11 protein-coding genes and 1 pseudogene are annotated in these 19,721 nt (G+C 29.7%); 8 read left to right on the top strand and 4 right to left on the bottom strand.

Annotation, left to right across the window (positions count from 1 at the left end):
* Positions 1-21 precede the first annotated feature (21 nt).
* From BUB36_RS13950 to BUB36_RS13935, 4 genes are all read left to right on the top strand, one after another.
* The gene (locus BUB36_RS13950; RefSeq protein WP_073151495.1) at positions 22-1,125 is read left to right on the top strand and encodes an ABC transporter ATP-binding protein; all 1,104 of its coding nucleotides are present in this window, start codon (positions 22-24) and stop codon (positions 1,123-1,125) included.
* A 249-nt stretch (positions 1,126-1,374) separates the two neighbouring features.
* A complete protein-coding gene (locus BUB36_RS13945; protein ID WP_073151492.1) occupies positions 1,375-2,715 on the top strand; it encodes a glucose-6-phosphate isomerase in 1,341 nt (446 codons plus the stop codon).
* Positions 2,716-2,857: 142 nt separating this feature from the next.
* Complete coding sequence (locus BUB36_RS13940) at positions 2,858-3,901, top strand: PucR family transcriptional regulator (protein WP_073151490.1); 1,044 nt, start codon at positions 2,858-2,860, stop codon at positions 3,899-3,901.
* A 248-nt stretch (positions 3,902-4,149) separates the two neighbouring features.
* The gene (locus BUB36_RS13935) at positions 4,150-6,270 is read left to right on the top strand and encodes an ATP-dependent helicase (protein ID WP_073151487.1); all 2,121 of its coding nucleotides are present in this window, start codon (positions 4,150-4,152) and stop codon (positions 6,268-6,270) included.
* Positions 6,271-6,340: 70 nt separating this feature from the next.
* On the opposite strand, the gene BUB36_RS13930 is transcribed toward BUB36_RS13935, so the two are convergent.
* The 3 genes from BUB36_RS13930 to BUB36_RS13920 form a co-directional block, all read right to left on the bottom strand.
* Positions 6,341-7,726: an alanine/glycine:cation symporter family protein gene (locus BUB36_RS13930; RefSeq protein WP_073151484.1), complete on the bottom strand. Its 1,386-nt coding sequence runs from the start codon at positions 7,724-7,726 to the stop codon at positions 6,341-6,343.
* 157 nt (positions 7,727-7,883) lie between these two features.
* Positions 7,884-8,717, bottom strand: a complete 834-nt coding sequence (locus BUB36_RS13925) for a DNA-binding domain-containing protein (RefSeq protein WP_073151481.1) — start codon at positions 8,715-8,717, stop codon at positions 7,884-7,886.
* A complete protein-coding gene (locus BUB36_RS13920; protein WP_073151478.1) occupies positions 8,714-9,994 on the bottom strand; it encodes an ATP-binding protein in 1,281 nt (426 codons plus the stop codon). Before BUB36_RS13920 ends, BUB36_RS13925 begins: the two co-directional genes overlap by 4 nt.
* 729 nt (positions 9,995-10,723) lie before the next feature.
* Between BUB36_RS13920 and BUB36_RS13915 the strand changes: the two genes are divergently transcribed.
* From BUB36_RS13915 to BUB36_RS13900, 4 genes are all read left to right on the top strand, one after another.
* Positions 10,724-14,158, top strand: a complete 3,435-nt coding sequence (locus BUB36_RS13915) for a pyruvate carboxylase (protein ID WP_073151475.1) — start codon at positions 10,724-10,726, stop codon at positions 14,156-14,158.
* A 275-nt stretch (positions 14,159-14,433) separates the two neighbouring features.
* On the top strand, positions 14,434-14,700 hold the full coding sequence (locus BUB36_RS13910; protein ID WP_073151473.1) for a hypothetical protein: 267 nt from the start codon (positions 14,434-14,436) through the stop codon (positions 14,698-14,700).
* 20 nt (positions 14,701-14,720) lie between these two features.
* Entirely contained in the window at positions 14,721-15,065 is a 345-nt protein-coding gene (locus BUB36_RS13905) for a hypothetical protein (RefSeq protein ID WP_073151470.1), read from the top strand.
* 136 nt (positions 15,066-15,201) lie between these two features.
* Positions 15,202-17,646 (top strand): leucine-rich repeat domain-containing protein, encoded by a 2,445-nt coding sequence (locus BUB36_RS13900; protein ID WP_073151467.1) that lies wholly within the window; start codon positions 15,202-15,204, stop codon positions 17,644-17,646.
* A 1,343-nt stretch (positions 17,647-18,989) separates the two neighbouring features.
* Here the strand turns inward: BUB36_RS13900 and BUB36_RS20670 are convergent.
* Positions 18,990-19,721: pseudogene (locus BUB36_RS20670) on the bottom strand (transposase); the annotation flags it as partial.

The following is a 19,721-nucleotide window of genomic DNA, read 5'->3' as shown; positions in this document are numbered from 1 at the left end:
TAAAAAAAGGGAGAGATAAAAGTGGCAGGATTAAATTTGAGAAAAATAAATAAAATATATCCTAATGGATTTCATGCTGTGAAGGATTTTAATTTAGAAATAGAGGATAAGGAATTTATTATATTTGTAGGCCCATCGGGATGTGGGAAGTCTACTACTTTAAGAATGATAGCAGGGCTTGAAGAAATATCATCTGGAGAGATGTATATAGGAGATAACCTAGTAAATGATGTGGCTCCAAAGGATAGGGATATAGCTATGGTATTCCAAAATTATGCTTTATATCCACACATGACAGTTTATGACAATATGGCGTTTGGATTAAAAATGAGAAAAGTTCCTAAGGATGAAATAAAGAAAAGAGTAGAAGAAGCAGCTACCATTTTAGGGATAGAAGACTTATTGAAGAGAAAGCCGAAGCAGTTATCTGGTGGACAAAGACAAAGGGTAGCTTTAGGAAGAGCTATAGTTAGAGAACCTAAGGTATTCTTAATGGATGAACCACTATCAAACCTAGATGCAAAGCTTAGGGTACAGATGAGAGCTGAACTTAGTAAGCTTCATCAAAAGCTTCAAACAACGATTATATATGTAACTCATGACCAAACGGAAGCAATGACAATGGGTACAAGGATAGTTGTTATGAAGGATGGAATAATACAACAGGTGGCAGATCCTCAAACAATATACAATCAACCATCAAATATGTTTGTTGCAGGATTTATAGGTAGCCCACAAATGAACTTTTTGGATGGTCAGCTCTATGAAGAAAATGATGAATTATGTTTTAAGTTTAAAAATAATACAGTAAAACTACCGAAGGATAAGGCTGGCGTATTACGCAAAAATAATCAAATCAATAAAGAAGTAGTATTAGGTGTAAGACCAGAGGATATTAAGAACGAATCCAATACAAGGGATAAAGTTGATTTTATAACTTCAAAGGTAGAAGTTAAAGAGCAGCTGGGTTCTGAAACATACCTATATCTCGATATTGATTCTAAGAAACTCATTGCAAGAGTTAAGCCCACATTCAATCCTCAAATAGGAGATGATGTAAAAATATATTTTGATATGAACAAAATCCATATATTTGATAAAGAAACTGAGAAAGCGATATTTTAATATAGATAAAAAAGTAGAAAAGTTATTATTACTTTCTACTTTTTTAATTGAGCAAATTTCATAATTATCTTACCTAAAAACTCACTACTACATATAGTTTTAAAATCCTCAAATCAATATCATATATATCATGCAATTTTAACAAGTCATAATTATGCAATTTACTCAATTATAAATAATAATTTTAGTTTATATATTAATTTGATATAATTTAAATGTTTATAACTAAAAATCTGTAGGAGGGGTATTGTGAAAAATATTACATTTAATTATTCGAATTCATTTTTAAAAAAGCATGAAATAGAAAATTCGAGAAGATCAGTTTTAGAAGCCCATAAAATGCTTCATAATAAGACAGGCTCAGGAAGTGATTTTTTAGGGTGGATAGATTACCCTATAAGCTATGATAAGAAGGAATTTGAAAGAATAAAAGAAGCTGCATGTAGAATTAGAAATAATTCACAGGTTTTTATTGTAATAGGCATAGGTGGCTCTTACTTGGGGGCAAGGTCAGCAATAGAAGCTCTTTCTCATTCTTTTTATAATGTACTTTCTCAAGATAAAAGGCAGGGACCCGAAATATATTTTGTTGGTAACAATATAAGTGGCACATATCTAAAACATTTACTTGATGTAATAGAAGGTAAGGAAGTAAGTATAAATGTAATATCAAAATCTGGAACGACAACTGAGCCAGCAATTGCCTTTAGAATACTAAAGACATATATAGAAGAAAAATATGGTAAAGAAGGAGCAAAACAAAGGATATTTGTAACAACTGATAAAATAAAAGGAGCTTTAAAGGAATTAGTAAACAAAGAGGGGTACGAAGCCTTTATTATACCCGATGATATTGGAGGAAGATTTTCAATATTTACACCTGTTGGGATGCTTCCAATGGCAGTTGCAGGATTAGATATTGATAATATCATGGAGGGAGCAAAGATTGGAAGAGAAGAATATATGGAGGAAGATTTATATAAAAACCCGTGTTATCAATATGCAGCAATAAGAAATGTGTTGTATAATAGAGGAAAAATAATAGAGGTTTTAGTAAATTATGAGCCTTCCCTTCATTATATGTCAGAATGGTGGAAGCAGCTATATGGAGAAAGTGAAGGAAAGGATGGAAAGGGTATATTCCCTGCAGCGGTAGACTTTTCAACAGATCTTCATTCAATGGGACAATATCTACAGGATGGCAGAAGACATATTTTTGAAACAGTTTTAAATATAGAGAATCCAAGGGAAGATATAAAAATAACCGATGATGAAGCAAATATAGATAATCTAAATTACTTAAGCGGGAAGTCAATGGATTTTGTAAATAAAAAGGCATTTGAAGGGACGCTTCTTGCTCATGTGGATGGAGGAGTACCAAATCTAATAATAAATATACCAACAATGAATGAATATTATTTTGGAAAGCTAATATATTTCTTTAAAAAAGCATGTGGAATAAGCGGATATCTATTAGGTGTAAATCCCTTTGATCAGCCAGGTGTAGAGAGCTATAAGAAAAACATGTTTGCACTTCTTGGAAAGCCTGGATTTGAAAAGCTGAGAAAAGAATTAATGAAAAGGATATAATTTACTCTAATTAATAATTTATGTATAATTAATATAAAGAAAGGCCTAAAAAAATTACTTGAAAAACTTAGAACTTGAAACATGAAACTTGTAGCGACAAAAGCGTCATCTGACGCATTTGTTCTAGATAGGTGGATTACTTATGGATATAAGAAGAATAGGATTTTTGCTTTCAAGATTTCAAAATATAGTAGATGAAGAAATAAGTCTTTTAGATGAGAAAGGTTATATTATAGATAGTACAAATGTTGAGAAGGTAGGAGAATACGATACGTCATTAAAGGAAAACAAAATTAATGATGAAGTTTTATCAATCGAAGACAGGCTCTATTACTTAATTAATACGGATTATGGGAAAAACTTGATAATTTCAATAAAAGGTAATACAACAGAAAATAGAAGATTATTACAGGTTATAGGACTTTTTTTATCGGAGAATTTGAATAACTTAACAAAAGAGGAATTTATAAAAGGTATTATATTAAAGGAATTTGATGAAGAGGAAATAAAGGAAATTTGTATTAGATTTGATATGAGATATGATTTAAAGACTCGAGCTATTGTTATTAAACTTTCGGAGGATATTATAAATGATGTAGAAAGTATAATTACAAATATCCATCCTGATGAAGTGCTAATAAGAATAAATAGTAATACATTAGCATTTATAAGAGTAGTTAACAGTGATATGGAAGATGAGGAATTTGGACAAAGTATTTATGATACTATTTTTTCTGAGCTTTTATATGAGCCTATTATTGGTGTGGGGACAATAGCACATAATTTGAGTTATCTTTATGAGTCTTATCAGAAGGCAAAGTTAATGATAAAATTAGGAAATAGTTTTATTGATTATAGGAAAGTATATAATTACAATGACTTGCTTTTGCCTATATTGATTGACAAATTAGATGCTTCCACACTAAAAGATATATCCATATGTTCAAATTGCAATTTACAGGAAATAATAGCAGATAATGAACTTCATTTAACAGCTATTAAGTTTTTAGAAAACAATTTAAATATAAGTGATTCAGCTAGGAAATTATATATTCATCGTAATACCTTGATCTATCGCTTGAATAAGATACAAAATATTACAGGACTAGATTTGCGAACCTTCAAGGACGCTGTAACTTTTAGTATATTAATGACTGTGATTAAGTTTTTACAAAAAAACTCGTGATATAGAATTTACATAGTAAAACTTAATTTATACATGTGCAAATATGCAATGCTTCTGGGCATTTTGGACATGTATAAATTAAAGTCTTTACTTAAATCCCTATACATGGGTTTAAGTAAAGACTTTAACTTTACACACATCAAAAATTCCTAAAAATTTTGGATATTTTGATATGTATAAATTAAGTTTAACTATGGGAAATTTATAGAAATACAAAGATAAAAGGTGTAGCATAGGGAGAAATTATTATGAGTTTTGAATTTTTTGATTTTCTTAAAGCAGAATTTAATATGGATTTTAATGATAAACAAAAAACAGCTATTTTGCATAAGAAAGGCCCAGTCTTGGTTTTAGCTACCCCTGGAAGTGGAAAAACTACAGTTTTAAATGCCCATATAGCTTATTTAATATTCAGATATAAGGTTAAACCAGAAAATATACTTGCCCTTACCTTTAGCAAGGCAGCAGCGAGGGATATGAGTGATAGGTTTTATGATACCTATGGCAGAATAATAACAACAGACATTAACTTTTCTACTATTCACAGCTTTTCCTATAAAATAATTAGACATTATTACCATATAAATAGAATTAAATACGAGCTTATTGAAGGGGTAAAGACACACTATAATAAAAGATACATACTACAAAAAATATATAGGGATGTAAATAGGAGCAGTATTAATGATGATAAATTAGATGAACTCTTAAATTCAATAAGCTTTGTTAAAAATTTTATGATTGATATTAGAGACTTTAAGAAATATAAGTTTAATACTAAAAACTTTGATGAAATTTTTATAGCCTATGAGAATTATAAAAGAAATAATGAGTATGGTATGATTTTATTAGACTTTGACGATATGCTTATTGAAGCAAATAATATCCTTGATAGTAACGATTATATGTTGAGAAAATATCAAAAACAATATAAATATGTTATGATGGATGAAGGTCAGGATACATCCCTTATTCAGAATAGAATAGTAGAGAAAATAGCTTATCCTCAGAACAATTTATTTATAGTTTGTGACGATGACCAATCAATTTATGGTTTTAGAGGAGCTGATCCTAAATATTTGCTTGATTTTCAAAAAAGATATACTGATGCTAAGATTATATTCATGGAGCAAAACTATCGTTCAAGCAAAAATATTGTAGATATTAGTAATGAGCTTATAGGTAATAATTCCATGAGATATCCTAAGAAAATGATTACTGAAAATCCCCAAAATGAGCCAGTCAAAATAGTTAGACTTTCTAATGAAAAAGAGCAGCTGGATTATATAATAAGTTCAATAAAATTAGATAAATCTTTAGATGATATTGCAATCTTATATAGAAATAATTTATCAGGAATAGGATTGGCCCAAAGGTTATGTGAAGAGAATATTCAATTTTATATGAAGGATTATCATAGAAATTTCTTTAGCCATTGGATTTTAAATGATATCCTTAATTTTGTTAGATTTTCTTATGATGATACAAGTGTTCCTTTATTAGAATCGATTTATACAAAATTTAATTCCTATATATCAAAAAAAGAGTTAGAATATCTTAAAGAGCAAAATAGAGATAAATCAGTATTTGACAACTTAGTTAGCTATCCATATATGAAAGAATTTAAGAAAAGGAACCTATTGGCTTTTAAAGAAGACTTTGAAACTTTAAAAGCTAAAAGGCCCTTGGAGGCTATTCGGTTCATTAGACATGATTTAAAATATGAAGAAAGGCTTGATAGTTATGCAGAACTTACAGGTTACTCTATTGATAATTTAAGTAATATTTTAAATACTCTTGAACAATTAGCCTATGGAACTCATTCAATGCAGGAATTTGTAGATAAGCTTAATAATTTAAAAAGGGCCATGCATGAATCTAGGGGCAATAGAAAAAAAAGTGCTGTAACATTATCTACCCTTCATTCATCTAAAGGTCTGGAATTTAGAAAAGTATTTATGATAGATTTAATAGAAGGAGAAATTCCTACTAAAGATAGTATTAAGCTAGATTCTATGGGAGATTCTTTAGCATTGGAAGAAGAAAGAAGATTATGGTATGTTGGTATGACTAGAGCTAAGGAAGAACTGATGCTGTTAACAGTAGAGTATAAAAATAATCAAGAGGTAGAGTACTCAAGATTTATAAAGGAAATAGAAACATTTGCAAATAGAAGTAAACAAAGAAATAGCTTTATTCCACTGGATATAGACTGTATTGTAAGACATAAAAAATTTGGATTGGGAATAGTGAAAGGGATTAAGGATTCATATATAACTATATATTTTAATGAAAGAGGATTAAAGGAACTGTCAGTTGATATGTGTATGAGGAGAAATTTATTAGAAACCGTAAAATTGAATGATTAGAGAAATATTAGACTGTTATATGAAAAGTAAAATTAAATGAGGCATATGCCTCATTTAATTTGCTTAAGGTTTAAGGAGCAAGATTGTCTTGATCCTTTTGTTCGCTATCACGTGTCATCGCAAATACCAATGGACTAAGGGCAAGTAAACCAATCAAGTTTGGAATTGCCATTAAACCGTTAAAGGTATCTGAAATGCTCCATACGAAATCAACCTTGTAAATTGCACCAAGGAAAACTAGAGCAACCCAAATCCATTTGTAAAATTCAATAGCTTTAACACCTGCAATATATTCAAGACATTTTGAACCATAATAATACCAACCTAAAATAGTGGAAAATGCAAAGAAAATTAGCCCGAATGCAACTATCATACCACCAATACCTGGGAAGGCTATATCAAAGGACTTTGTAGTTAATGCAGCTCCGCTTAAATCATCAACTATAGTCATAAAACCAGTATTAGGGTCTATATTTACTAAGCCCGATACTAAAATAACTATTGCAGTCATTGAGCAAATTACTAATGTATCAATGAAGGAACCTAATGAACCGATAATACCTTGTCTTACAGGATCGTTATTTTGAGAAGCTGCATGGGCAATTGGAGCACTACCTAGACCTGCTTCATTAGAGAATACACCTCTAGCAACCCCATATCTTATAACAGTACCAACTAAACCACCGCCTACAGCCTTTGCAGAAAAAGCATTTCCAAATATCATACCAAATGCTGTAGGTATTAGGGCTGCATTTTTAAATAAAATGATTAATGAACCAATAACGTATATTATTGCCATAAAAGGAACAACCTTTTCAGTAACTCTACCTATGCTTTTAATTCCGCCAAGTATAACAAGGGCAGTTGCTGCTGCTATTATTGCACCTGATATGATAGGAGAGAGTCCAATGGAAGTTTTTATTGATTGAGCAACCGAATTTGCTTGAACCATATTACCAATACCGAAGGCAGCTATTGTTCCAAATAATGCAAAGAGCCAACCAAGCCAAGACCAATTACCACCAAATTTTTCTGTCATCCCTAGTTTTATGTAATACATAGGACCTCCAGATTTTTCGCCTTTTTCATTGGTAATTCTATATTTGATAGCAAGAAGTGCTTCTGCATATTTGGTTGCACCACCAAATGCTGCAGTAATCCACATCCAGAATACAGCACCTGGGCCTCCAGCAGCAATTGCACCTGCAACTCCAGCTATATTTCCTGTACCTATTGTTGCAGCAAGAGAAGTCATTAATGCTTGAAAGGGCGTAATATCCCCTTCTCCCTGTGTGTCCTTTGAGAATAATAATTTGAAGGCATAACCAAGCTTTCTAAACTGCACTACCCTAGTTCCTAAAGTAAGTATGAAGCCAGTGCCGACAAGAAAGAATATCATCAAACCTCCCCATGCAAAGCTATTAATCTTAGCTATAATTGCATTTAATAATTCCATAAATAACCTCCTTATATTATTGTATGAAATAAAAAAACCTTCTTGACCACTCCTTTCATTCACCATTTATATAATTATAAGTGGTGAGTTTCATGAAGTTTCAGAAGGTTACAAAATACTACTAAAATTATTTAAAAAATTTGGAAAAATCAAACTATTAATTTTTGCTATAGTATAGCAATCCATCTATAAATTTTCTAATACTAACTTTACCCCGAATTTTTCCTTTGCCACGGATATAGTCCATTTCAATCTTGATTTCTTTAAAGTTATATAGACCAGTTGAATATTCCAAAAAGGTATCATTTAAATTATCTTCGATACCAAGATGAGCCAGATTTACCATACCCTTTATTGCAGCACGACGAATTCGTTGTTCAACAGTCTTTGGATTATTACTAAACCTTGAACATACTTCTTTAATCGTAAAATTAGATAGATTTACATTTGAATCAATTAAGAATTTTATAATTTTAATTATATCCTGTGTGCCAGCTTCACCCATTATACCGATTTTTTGCAAAACATATTTTAGTTTTTTTTCATAATCAAGCTTTTCATGATTGTTTTTGGCAGGAATTTCGATGTTAAAGAGCTTTTTAATTTCATTGAGTTTTCGTTCACTATTAATTTTTTCCTTTACATAGGCAATGACATTTTCAACTTCAACTGCATTAATAGGTTTTTGAATATAGAATTCTATGCCACTTTCATAGGCTTTAGCAATCATATCCTTTGAAGAAACTTGAGAGATCATAATAAATGCAATACTAGGATCTTTTCTTATAATTTCTTTAACAATAGAAATGCCATCTTTATCAGGGATAAACAAATCTACCAAGACTATATCTGGCTTTAGGCAGAAGATTTCATCAGAAGCTTTATTTCCATTTAATGAGTAGCCAACAACGGTTCCTAAATCCCTGTCATTGATTATTCTACTTAAAACTCTTATAATATTTAAATCATCTTCAACTATGAAATATTTCATTTGCTCACCTCAATTTCATTGTTAGGGATGTAGATACTAAAAGATGTTCCAGATCCTAAAGATGATTCAACCTCTATATATCCTTTGAAATGATTCTCAACAACATCTTTAACTAGACTTAAGCCTAGACCACGATTTATATATCCAGTTTCATAATCGATTTTAGTCGAAAAGCCTGGAGAAAAAATAAATTCTATATCTTCTTTAGATATACCTTTGCCATTATCAATAACCTTAAAGAGATGTTCCGATTTAAGGCTTTTATGGATAAGTTTAATATCTAATGTACCTTTACTTTCATCAATAGCTTCGAAAGCATTCATAAGAAGATTTCTAAATATGGACATGAGCTGGTAATGCTTATCAGTATAAAAGTCATGTCCTCTTTCAACAGAGATTTTGACATGAAGATTTTTATATTTAATCTCATTTTGCATTTTTTCTTCTAATATACTTATGATATCTTTAAAGTACATTCCATTATCTTTATATCGATTGTTAGTGATTTCTTGTACACCTCGAAGAACTAATTCATATTCTTTTTTTATTTCATGGACATCACTGGCTATCTTTACTGAGCTGCTAGCCCAATTATCAGAATTTCTACCATCACGGATATCTTCAAATAGCTTATAGGAGTTCGTCATAACTTTTTCTATTTTATCCATATTCTTATCCATCCAGTACATTTCAGATTTTAAAATCATTGTAAGCCAAAGGAGTTTCCTATATCTTTTTTCATGTTCAGACTTTAATATTAGCATTTTATAGTATTTTAAAATTGTAAGGATAATCCAAACTGCACTTGAACGAATCAAAGCTACTAGTAGCAAGAAGGTTATAATATTAAAATAAAACTTATGGTTATAATAAATAATACGAATAGATATTTCAACAATATTTGAAGTGAAATCGCAGAAAGTAGTCATAAGGAAAAAAAGATTTAGATTTACTCGAAAAAGAGATCGTTTGTGTATAAATTTCCAAAATAATATTCCATAAACTATATAAAAGAATATTTCTGGGGTATAGGCTCCTATAATTTTAGCATCAAATCCATATGTTAAGAAGTGAATTATAGTACGCCAAATATATGTTGAAAATGATACTGTGATTCCCATAATAATTGGATTTATATCTTCATTCAAGTACAAAAATAACCCCAGTGCTATAATAGCACATGTAATACGAAAATCTGAAAGAAGAATGTCAATGTAAAATTGAGACGATATGGTGACAATCATTGTACCTAAAAATATTTTTTTGAATTTAGCCATTGTATATCTCCTATCGTAAATTTATAGCAGATTAATTAAGACTATTTTGAAGATAAATCTTGGAAAAGTATATATAGAGTTTTTTAATGATGAGGAACTCAAGCATTTTTTGAACCATAGCTAAAATAGAAGACTATAAAAGGAACTAAAACTACTAGCAACAGAATATTGATTCAAATTACTTACCACAAAGATCCTAGTACTTACAACTAAAATACGTCATAAGACACCTTTATCCTGTAATATAATTATACAATATAATCCATAAAAATCATAAATAATTAAATAGATATTGGTGATTAAATTAATTAGTAAAGAAAAATTATATGGGTTGTTTTGCTAATTATAATGATGATTGATTTACATATTAAGTTTTTAAGGTGGCTTAAATTTTAAGTAGTTAATAATTATACATACATAATAATTCATATATGTAAATATAAAATTACTAAATCAAAGATTAATCATATATATTATTCTAATAATGACATGAGGTAAATATTATTTTATAACCTTAAAGTTCTTGACATATAGGCAAACAATATATATAATAAATGCTAAAAACATTCGCAAATGTTTAGATTTATATGAAGTTAAATTTGCTTTTAAAATGCATATATATATAATTTGCTTTATAAAATTTAACATAAACAACCTTAACAAGAATTAACTTTAATGATAATTGTGCAATTTGCTCAATTGTTTAGAAAAGCTTTAAGGAGGGAGAATATGCCAAGGGAAATAAACAAAGTATTAGTTGCAAACAGAGGGGAAATAGCAATAAGAGTATTTAGGGCCTGTAAGGAATTGGGAATAAGAACTGTTGCTATCTATTCAAAGGAAGATAAATATTCACTTTTTAGAACTAAGGCTGATGAATCATATTTAATAGGGGAAAAAAGAAAGCCAATAGAGGCTTATTTAAGTATGGATGAAATCATAAAGCTTGCTCTTAAAAAAGGTGTAGATGCTATACATCCAGGCTATGGATTCTTATCTGAAAATCCAGTATTTGCAAGAAAGTGTAAAGAAGCTGGTATTGAATTTATTGGACCAACCAGTGAGACTATAGAAAATTTAGGTGACAAAATAAAGTCAAAGCTTCTAGCTAAAAGCGTGGGAGTACCCACCATACCAGGTGTAGATAAACCTATTGTTTCAGAGAAAGAAGCTGTAGCCTTTGCTAATCAATATGGATACCCTATAATACTAAAGGCAGCTGCTGGTGGTGGCGGTAGAGGAATGAGAATAGTACACTGTGAAGAAGACATAAGCAGGGAGTTTGAAAGTGCCAAGAATGAAGCTAAGAAGGCCTTTGGAATAGATGATATTTTTATAGAAAAATATTTGGAAGAGCCTAAACACATTGAAGTTCAAATTCTTGGAGATAAGTATGGTAATATTGTTCATCTATTTGAAAGAGACTGCTCCATACAAAGAAGACATCAAAAAATAGTAGAATTTGCACCAGCCATAGCAATAAGTGATGAACTTAGACAAAAAATATGTAATGATGCTTTAAGGATTGGAAAAGCAGTAAATTATGAAAGCGCAGGTACAGCTGAATTTTTAGTTGATAAGCATGGAAATCATTATTTTATTGAAATGAATCCCAGAATACAGGTTGAGCATACAGTTACTGAAATGGTGACAGGAATAGATATAGTACAAAGTCAGCTTCAAATTGCTAAAGGATATGCTTTAGACTCAGATAAGATAAATATTCCTTCACAAGAATCTATTAAAACTAGAGGATATTCTATACAGTGTCGTGTAACCACTGAAGACCCTTTTAATAATTTTGCACCTGATACGGGAAGATTAGATATTTATAGAACTAGCTCAGGTTTTGGCATAAGACTTGATGGAGGCAACGGTTATACTGGTTCTGTAATTTCGCCATACTATGACAGTCTGCTTGTTAAGATAATATCTTGGTCTAGAACCTTTGAGGATGCTGCTAGGAAGGCTGTAAGGTCTATAAAAGAAACAAATATTAAGGGTGTAAAAACTAATGATGCATTCCTTATAAACGTTCTTAATCATGAGAAGTTTTTAAGTGGTCATTGTGACACCCATTTTATAGATCAAACACCAGAATTATTTGATATAAGACCTAAAAAGGATAAAGAAACGAAAATATTAAAATATATCGGAGAGAAGGTTGTAAATGAGATAAGGGGTACTAAGAAGGATTATGACATTCCTCAGGTGCCTAAAATTTCTTGTATTAATAATGATTTAAAGGGCACAAAACAGTTGCTGGAAGAAAAAGGTGTTAAAGGAGTAATTGATTGGATAAAGAACCAAAGAAAACTTTTACTAACTGACACAACATTTAGAGATGCACATCAATCATTAATTGCCACAAGAGTCAGGACTAAGGATATGGTGAAGATTGCTGAAGCAACATCAGTATATGGTAAGGACTTATTCTCCCTTGAAATGTGGGGTGGAGCAACCTATGATGTTGCATATAGATTTTTAAGGGAATCACCATGGAGAAGATTGGAGGCTCTTAGAGAAAGGATTCCAAATGTACTTTTCCAAATGCTTATAAGAGGATCAAATGCAGTAGGATACAAAAACTATCCAGATAATGTAATTAGAACTTTTATTGATGAAGCTTCTAAAAAGGGAATAGATGTTTTTAGAATATTTGATTCCTTAAACTGGCTAAGAGGTATGGAAGTAGCTTTAGATGAAGTTCTAAAAACTGAAAAAATAGCTGAGGTTTGTTTATGCTATACTGGCGATATTTTAGATACAAGACGTGATAAATACTCATTGAAATACTATGTAGATTTAGCTAAAGAAATTGAAAAAATGGGGGCTCATATACTTGGTATCAAAGATATGGCAGGACTACTTAAGCCTTATGCTGCCACTAAGCTTATTAAAGCGTTAAAGCAGGAAATATCAATACCTATTCATCTTCATACCCATGATACCAGTGGAAATGGAGTAGCTACTCTTTTAATGGCAACAGAAGCAGGTGTAGATATAGTAGATACTGCCTTTAATTCTATGTCAGGGCTTACTAGCCAGCCAGCTCTTAACTCTATAGTTGCTGCCTTAGAAAACACTGAATATGATACAGGTATAGACCTTATGAATATACAAAAAATTTCGGATTACTGGGCAGATGTAAGAAAGGTTTATGAAGCCTATGAATCAGGACTTAAGTCTGGAACAGCTGAGATTTATAGATATGAGATACCTGGTGGACAATATTCCAACTTAAGACCTCAAGTAGAAAGTTTTGGAATGGGGCATCTATTTAATGAGGTAAAGGAAATGTATAAAGATGTCAATGAATTACTGGGAGACATAGTTAAAGTTACGCCTTCATCTAAGGTAGTAGGGGATTTAGCTATATTTATGGTAAAGAATGAGCTTACTAAAGATAACATATTAGAAAAAGGAAAGAGTTTAACCTTCCCAGATTCTGTAGTATCATACTTTAAAGGCATGATGGGTCAGCCCCTTGGAGGTTTTCCAGAGGAGCTTCAAAAGATAGTTCTAAAGGGAGAAGAACCTATTACATGCAGACCAGGTGAAATATTAGAACCTGCAAATTTTGATGAAATAGCTAAAAAGTTAAAAGATGAATTTAATATGGATGTAAATATGAGAAATATTTTAAGCTATGCCCTTTATCCAAAGGTATATAGTGATTATTTAAAATCTCTACAGGAGTATGGAGAATTAAGTAATCTTGAAAGTCATGTATTTTTCTATGGGCTAAAAGAAGGAGAAATTAGCGAAGTTGAGTTAGAAGAAGGAAAAATAATGATTATAAAGCTTGTGGAAGTTGGTAAAATAGACGAAGAAGGATTTAGAAAAGTTGTTTTTGAAGTAAATGGTAATAGGAGAGAAATTAAGGTATTAGATAAAAACTATGGAGAAGCACAGAATCGAGAAATAACTGTTATGGCAGATCCTAATAATAGTAAGGAAATAGGAGCTTCTATTCCAGGAACAATAACTAAGGTACTTGTTAAAGAAGGAGATCAGATAGATCAAAAACAAAGTATTATTATTATAGAGGCAATGAAAATGGAAACAAATATACTATCAACTGTAAAGGGTGAAATAGATAGTATATTAGTATCGGAGGGACAGCAGGTTAAATCTGGTCAGCTTTTAATTAAACTTAAGTAATTAATTGGATAGGTGAAAACCTATCCTTTTTATCTAAATAAGTGGTATAATATATGATATAACAAAATATTTTTTGGGTATTAATAAAAAATAAGAATTAAAATAGAAATTAGAACATATAATTATTACATATAGTTTAGTTATTTGGGTTTATATTAATCAACTTTATATGCTTTACTTAAAATCCCTATATATTTTATAAAATGTAGAATATTTTAATTATTATTGCTATTGATTAAGAACCCATAGAGTGTTTTTGTTTAGGGGGAATGATAATGGGTTTAACTATACAGCAATTTTTTGATTATGTAGACAATATGACAGAAGATAAACCTGGAGTAGTGTTAAAAGGAAAAAGGGATAGTAATGATATTTGTTATAGGATACACTTAGCCCATGATAAATTTTTTCTTGATACTATCAAAAACGAAAAAAATATTGGTGACAGATATGTTCTAGATAAAGAAGAACTTCAAATCTTTAAGGTCAAGGTTATGGAATTATTGAAGAAAATAGATGTAGAAAACATATACATAGAATAGATATGGGGTGTATAAGACGCATGGAAAATGATTGCATAAAGGAACAACTAAAAATACAATATTTTGAAAGAATAATTATTTATAGTTATTACCATAAAGGGCAACTAATAAATTTAAGTTCTCCTTGCGAATTAATTATGCTGAATATTTCCTTTGAGGGATTAGAAGTAATAACAGATAAGGAATTTGATAAAGAAGACATATTGCTTATGAATCTAAGATTTGATGGAATACCCTTTGATAAGATATTAGGGAAAATAAGAAATATTAAGAAGATTGGGGAGATGTATAAGATTTGTTTAGATTTTATAGGCATACCTAATTTTTTGTTTGAAAGATTAAAAGTACAGGAAAAGACCCTATAAGGGGTCTTTAATTTTTGATATGTTTTGGATATAATTACTAATAAGACATCTTAGAAAATAGAAAATTTTATTTGTTAGAGTTGGTAGTTAATTTACAAAAAGAACTTATTGAGTGAATAATTAAGGGGGGCAAATTTTGAAAAAAATAGTATTAATTTCTTTGGCTATTATAATTATATTTTCTATGCTTATTCAAGGATATTGTGAAGATATAGTAGTGATTAATAGCCATATGGAAAAGGAAATTATAAAATTTGATGATTCAAATTTGGAAGCTGTAATTCGGGCTATAATAAACAAGCCTAAAGGAGATATATTATATAAGGAAGTAAAGGATATAAGAAAGATTCATGCTTCTGATAAAGATATAATTAGTCTGGGCGGATTAGAGCATTTTACTAGCTTAGAGGAACTATTGCTTAGCAAAAACAATATTACAGATATAAAACCACTTTCAAAACTTCATAGGCTTAAATATCTAAATCTATGGAAGAATGATATTAGAGATATTACTCCAATTAAAAATCTTACTAATTTAGAACAATTAGATTTGGATAGTAATAAAATTAGTGATATTGAAGCATTGAAAGAGCTTAAAAACCTTAAAGCTTTAAGGATTGGAAGTAATAGATTAACTGATATAAGTCCTTTAGCTAGTTTAACAAATTTAGAATATCTTTGCTTATGGGCTAATAAAATAAAGGACATTGAGCCTGTAAGTAAGCTAAGGGAGCTTACTCAGTTGAGATTAGCTTATAATGAAATTTATGATATAAATCCACTAACCAATCTTAAAAATTTAGAAAATATAAATTTAATTAATAATAGAGTAAGAGATATCAGTTCTTTAGCTAATTTAACTAATCTAAAGGAACTTTATCTGAATAATAATGAAATAGTTGATATAGAACCTTTAAAAGAGCTTAAAAATATAGAGAAATTAAGACTTGACAATAACTCCATAAGCAATTTGCAAGGGATTATTGCTTTGAGTAATTTAAAATTATTAACTCTATCAAATAATGATATATCAGACATTCCTCTATTAGATAAAATGGATAAGATAGAATATCTAGATTTGAGATCTAACAAAATAAAGGATATAGATGGATTAAAAGATGTTAAAAGTTTACAGAAATTATTTTTAGATAAAAACCAAATTTACAATATTAATATTTTAAATAATAAAAAAAAGCTGACTGCTCTATCGCTATCGGATAATAATATATGGCATATAGGAGCATTAACTCCATTAACAAATTTAGAATATTTAAATTTAAGCAATAACAATATACGTACCTTGGAGCCTTTGACGACCATGTCAAACCTTACAAGCTTATATATTGATGATAATTATATTTCTGATATAACTCCCTTAGAACAGAACATTAATCTTAAGAGCCTATCTCTAGAGAATAATGCAATCAAACAAATAAAAACTATTGCTAATCTTATTAATTTGGAGGATTTGAATTTATCAGGGAATCAAATATATGATATAAGTGATTTGAAGAATAATATTAGTTTAAAGATATTAAATCTATGTAACAATCGAATAACAGATTTTAGCCCACTAAATAGTCTTAAAAATTTAGAGGTTATTAAAACTATTGATTACTTGTCATCCAAAGATGTTTTTAAAGTAGAAGGTAAGGTTACAGATATATATAATGATGAGTTAAATGGAGCAGATGTCAATGTAATAATGATAAATCTAAATCAAAAAAATAATAGGCTTTTCATGGATGAAACTAATAAATTCGGAGAATTTGAAATACAAGGAGTATTTTCAGGAGAATATAAGATAGTATTTACTAAAAAAGGATATAAACCCTTAATATCGTATAAAAATATTGACTCTAACAGTAATAAAATAAAGGTAAAATTAGAATTAGATTCTGAAACAAAATGGCTAAGGAAAGAAACTGAAAGAACAGTATATAATTATAAAGAAGGTATGGAAATATCCCATGTAGAAATAAGATTGCAAGAAAAGAGATTAATGGAGATTGAAAAGTTTTTTGGTGTAGATGTAAAAGAAAAATTGAATTTTTATATTTGTACATATCCAGAAGAAATATATGAGCTTGCATATAATACAAATGATTATTATGCTCTTGGAACCTATAAAGCAAATACTAATTCAGTATATACCATAGGTAAAGCCTTTGATTTTCATGAAACCTGTCATGCAGTTGAGCATAACTTCAATCCTAACTATAATATGTCCTTAGGAGAGGGTCTATCAATATATTTTGGAAGCTATGAAATAGGTTCGCCTATTGTTTTAAACAGACCTGTTGATGATTTAGCCAGGGAGCTTATGATAAAGGATGAATTAAAGGATATAAGCACGCTGCTTAGGAGCTTTAGTGGGAAAAATGATTATATAGCCAATGGTTCATTAGTAACATTTTTATTGAAAAGATATTCAGTTGAGCAATTTAAAGAGTTGTTTAAGCTGCTACCGAATAAACCTACAGAAGATAAGATAAAAAGTATTTTTATGGAGATATACAAAAAATCAGTTATAGAAATGCAAAGTGAATGGATAAGCTATTTAAAAGGAGAAATTGACTAAAAATACTGGAAAAACATGGTTTTCTATTGATTAGGAGAGGAAAAATGGTGTTATTATGAGAAAATAATTATAGGGATTTAAGTAAAGACTTTAATTTATACTATAGGAAATCTATATAATAAGCTTTTATTGTTGAGAATTAATGTAAAAATAAGTTATAATATATAATATAAATTGACATGACAAGCTATTTTCACCCTAGAGATTTTAATATTTCCTTTTCCTTCTTAAATAATTGCTGTAGAAACCATATTAAAAATAAAGGAAGGTGAAGCCTTATGAATCATAAAACGAAAAAAGCTATAGCAATAACTATAGCAGCACTAATGGTTTTCGGCATGTTTTCAAGTATAATATTTTCCTTTGCTAATATGTAGAGATAATGAGCGTCTGATGACGCTTTTTTTATTGTTAAGGAGTTTAAACTTTTTTTGCAAGAAATTGCATAGCTAAAACAAAGTAAAATAGAGGGTTGGAAAGAAAATCGAAACTATCACCAATAAAATATTGGTGAAAATTATTTAAAAAAAAACTTACTAGAAAGACCCTAATACTTGCAACTTAGAATGTGTCGAAGAAGCATTTGTTTTACAAATAAAAAAATAGATCGAGAACATAACGATCTACCTTGCACCATTAGAGATACCTTATCACCTAAACAAAATTTTTCGACTAAGTTTAAGTAAATCATTACCTGTAATGATGGTTCGTTCGACTCTGTATCATATCTTAATAATCCTACGAAATCTTTCGACTAAATAGAATCATTAGCAGCATAATGGTTTTCCAAAATACTACATCGACACCATACAGAATCTTAGTTCGACCCTATATAATAGGTTGGGATCCTATTACAATAATATTAAGGTACCACTGTAATACAACCTTTCCCCAACTATATAGAATCTTTCCTCCGACTATATACCAGCCAAACAGACCCGTATATAATCTTTGGTCGATCCATATATACCCTTTTTGTAAAGTATATATGAATCTTGGCTCAACCGTCATGTTCCCGACATTATATATTATAGACAATAGCAAAAAATATATACAAAATAATAATATGTAAAAATTTCCAACTATATAAGAAATAAAAGAAAACTGGAGTTGCTAGCTGCTGACAGCAAGTTCTTAGAATAAATCTTCAACGTTTATAAATCTATAAGCAAGGATAAAACCTTCAACCTTCACAATGATAAGGTCTTTACTTAAATTTCTATAATACTTGATTAAAGTTAACTCCTTGTGCTACTTTAAATTTTTAGCATAAGGAATATTATGGTAATGAAACAAGTCAAAAAGACCCTCATACTAGCATTAAAATTAGATAATTGAATTAATTATCCAAATATTAATTCCTTTATCTTTGCTAAATCTGAATCTTTTCCTAATGCTTTGTTGATGAAATAGCAAAGATTATAGGCTAAAAGTTTGGTTTCCAAGCGTGTTTGCAATCCCAAGAAGGACTTAGCCAGTACTTTTTCAATATTAAGTTGTTCAGTGAGCTGGGAAGCAGTGGTTTCGATCCTTCTTCTAGCTTTAAATATTAACTGTCTTATGGATTTAGGATATTGCTCTTTGTTATTATTTCTTTTTAAAGGAATAAGATTAATGTTTTTCTCATCCTTTAGCTCAGGAGAAATGTTACTATTGATGTATCCTTTATCTCCTAATACAGTTATTGATTGATAGGATTCTAGTAAATCCCATACTACTTTTCTGTCATCAATACTTGCTTAAGTAAGGACAAAATCAGTTTAAAATCCATCAAGACTTATAGAAATTTAAGTAAAGACTTTAATTTATACATGTCCAAAATGCCCAGAAGCATTGCATATTTGTACATGTATAAATTAAGTTTTACTATGTAAATTCTATACAAGTAAATGAAGTTTATAGCCAAAATAAGTTTCCTTTTTAGAGGGGCATTTACTATACATAGTTTGTACCATATCCTCTAAATGTTTTGTGAAACCTAGCTCTACCGAATTTACACACTGATATTGGAATACTATCAATAATCCTATATGGATTATTGGTGTAACCAAGTATAGATGTAATTTCTTTTCGAA

Origin of the sequence: Paramaledivibacter caminithermalis DSM 15212 (assembly GCF_900142245.1) — a bacterium.
GTDB lineage: Bacteria > Bacillota > Clostridia > Peptostreptococcales > Caminicellaceae > Paramaledivibacter > Paramaledivibacter caminithermalis.
The sequence above is the reverse complement of the archived record's forward strand: the minus strand, read 5'-3'. Positions and strand labels throughout refer to the sequence as shown.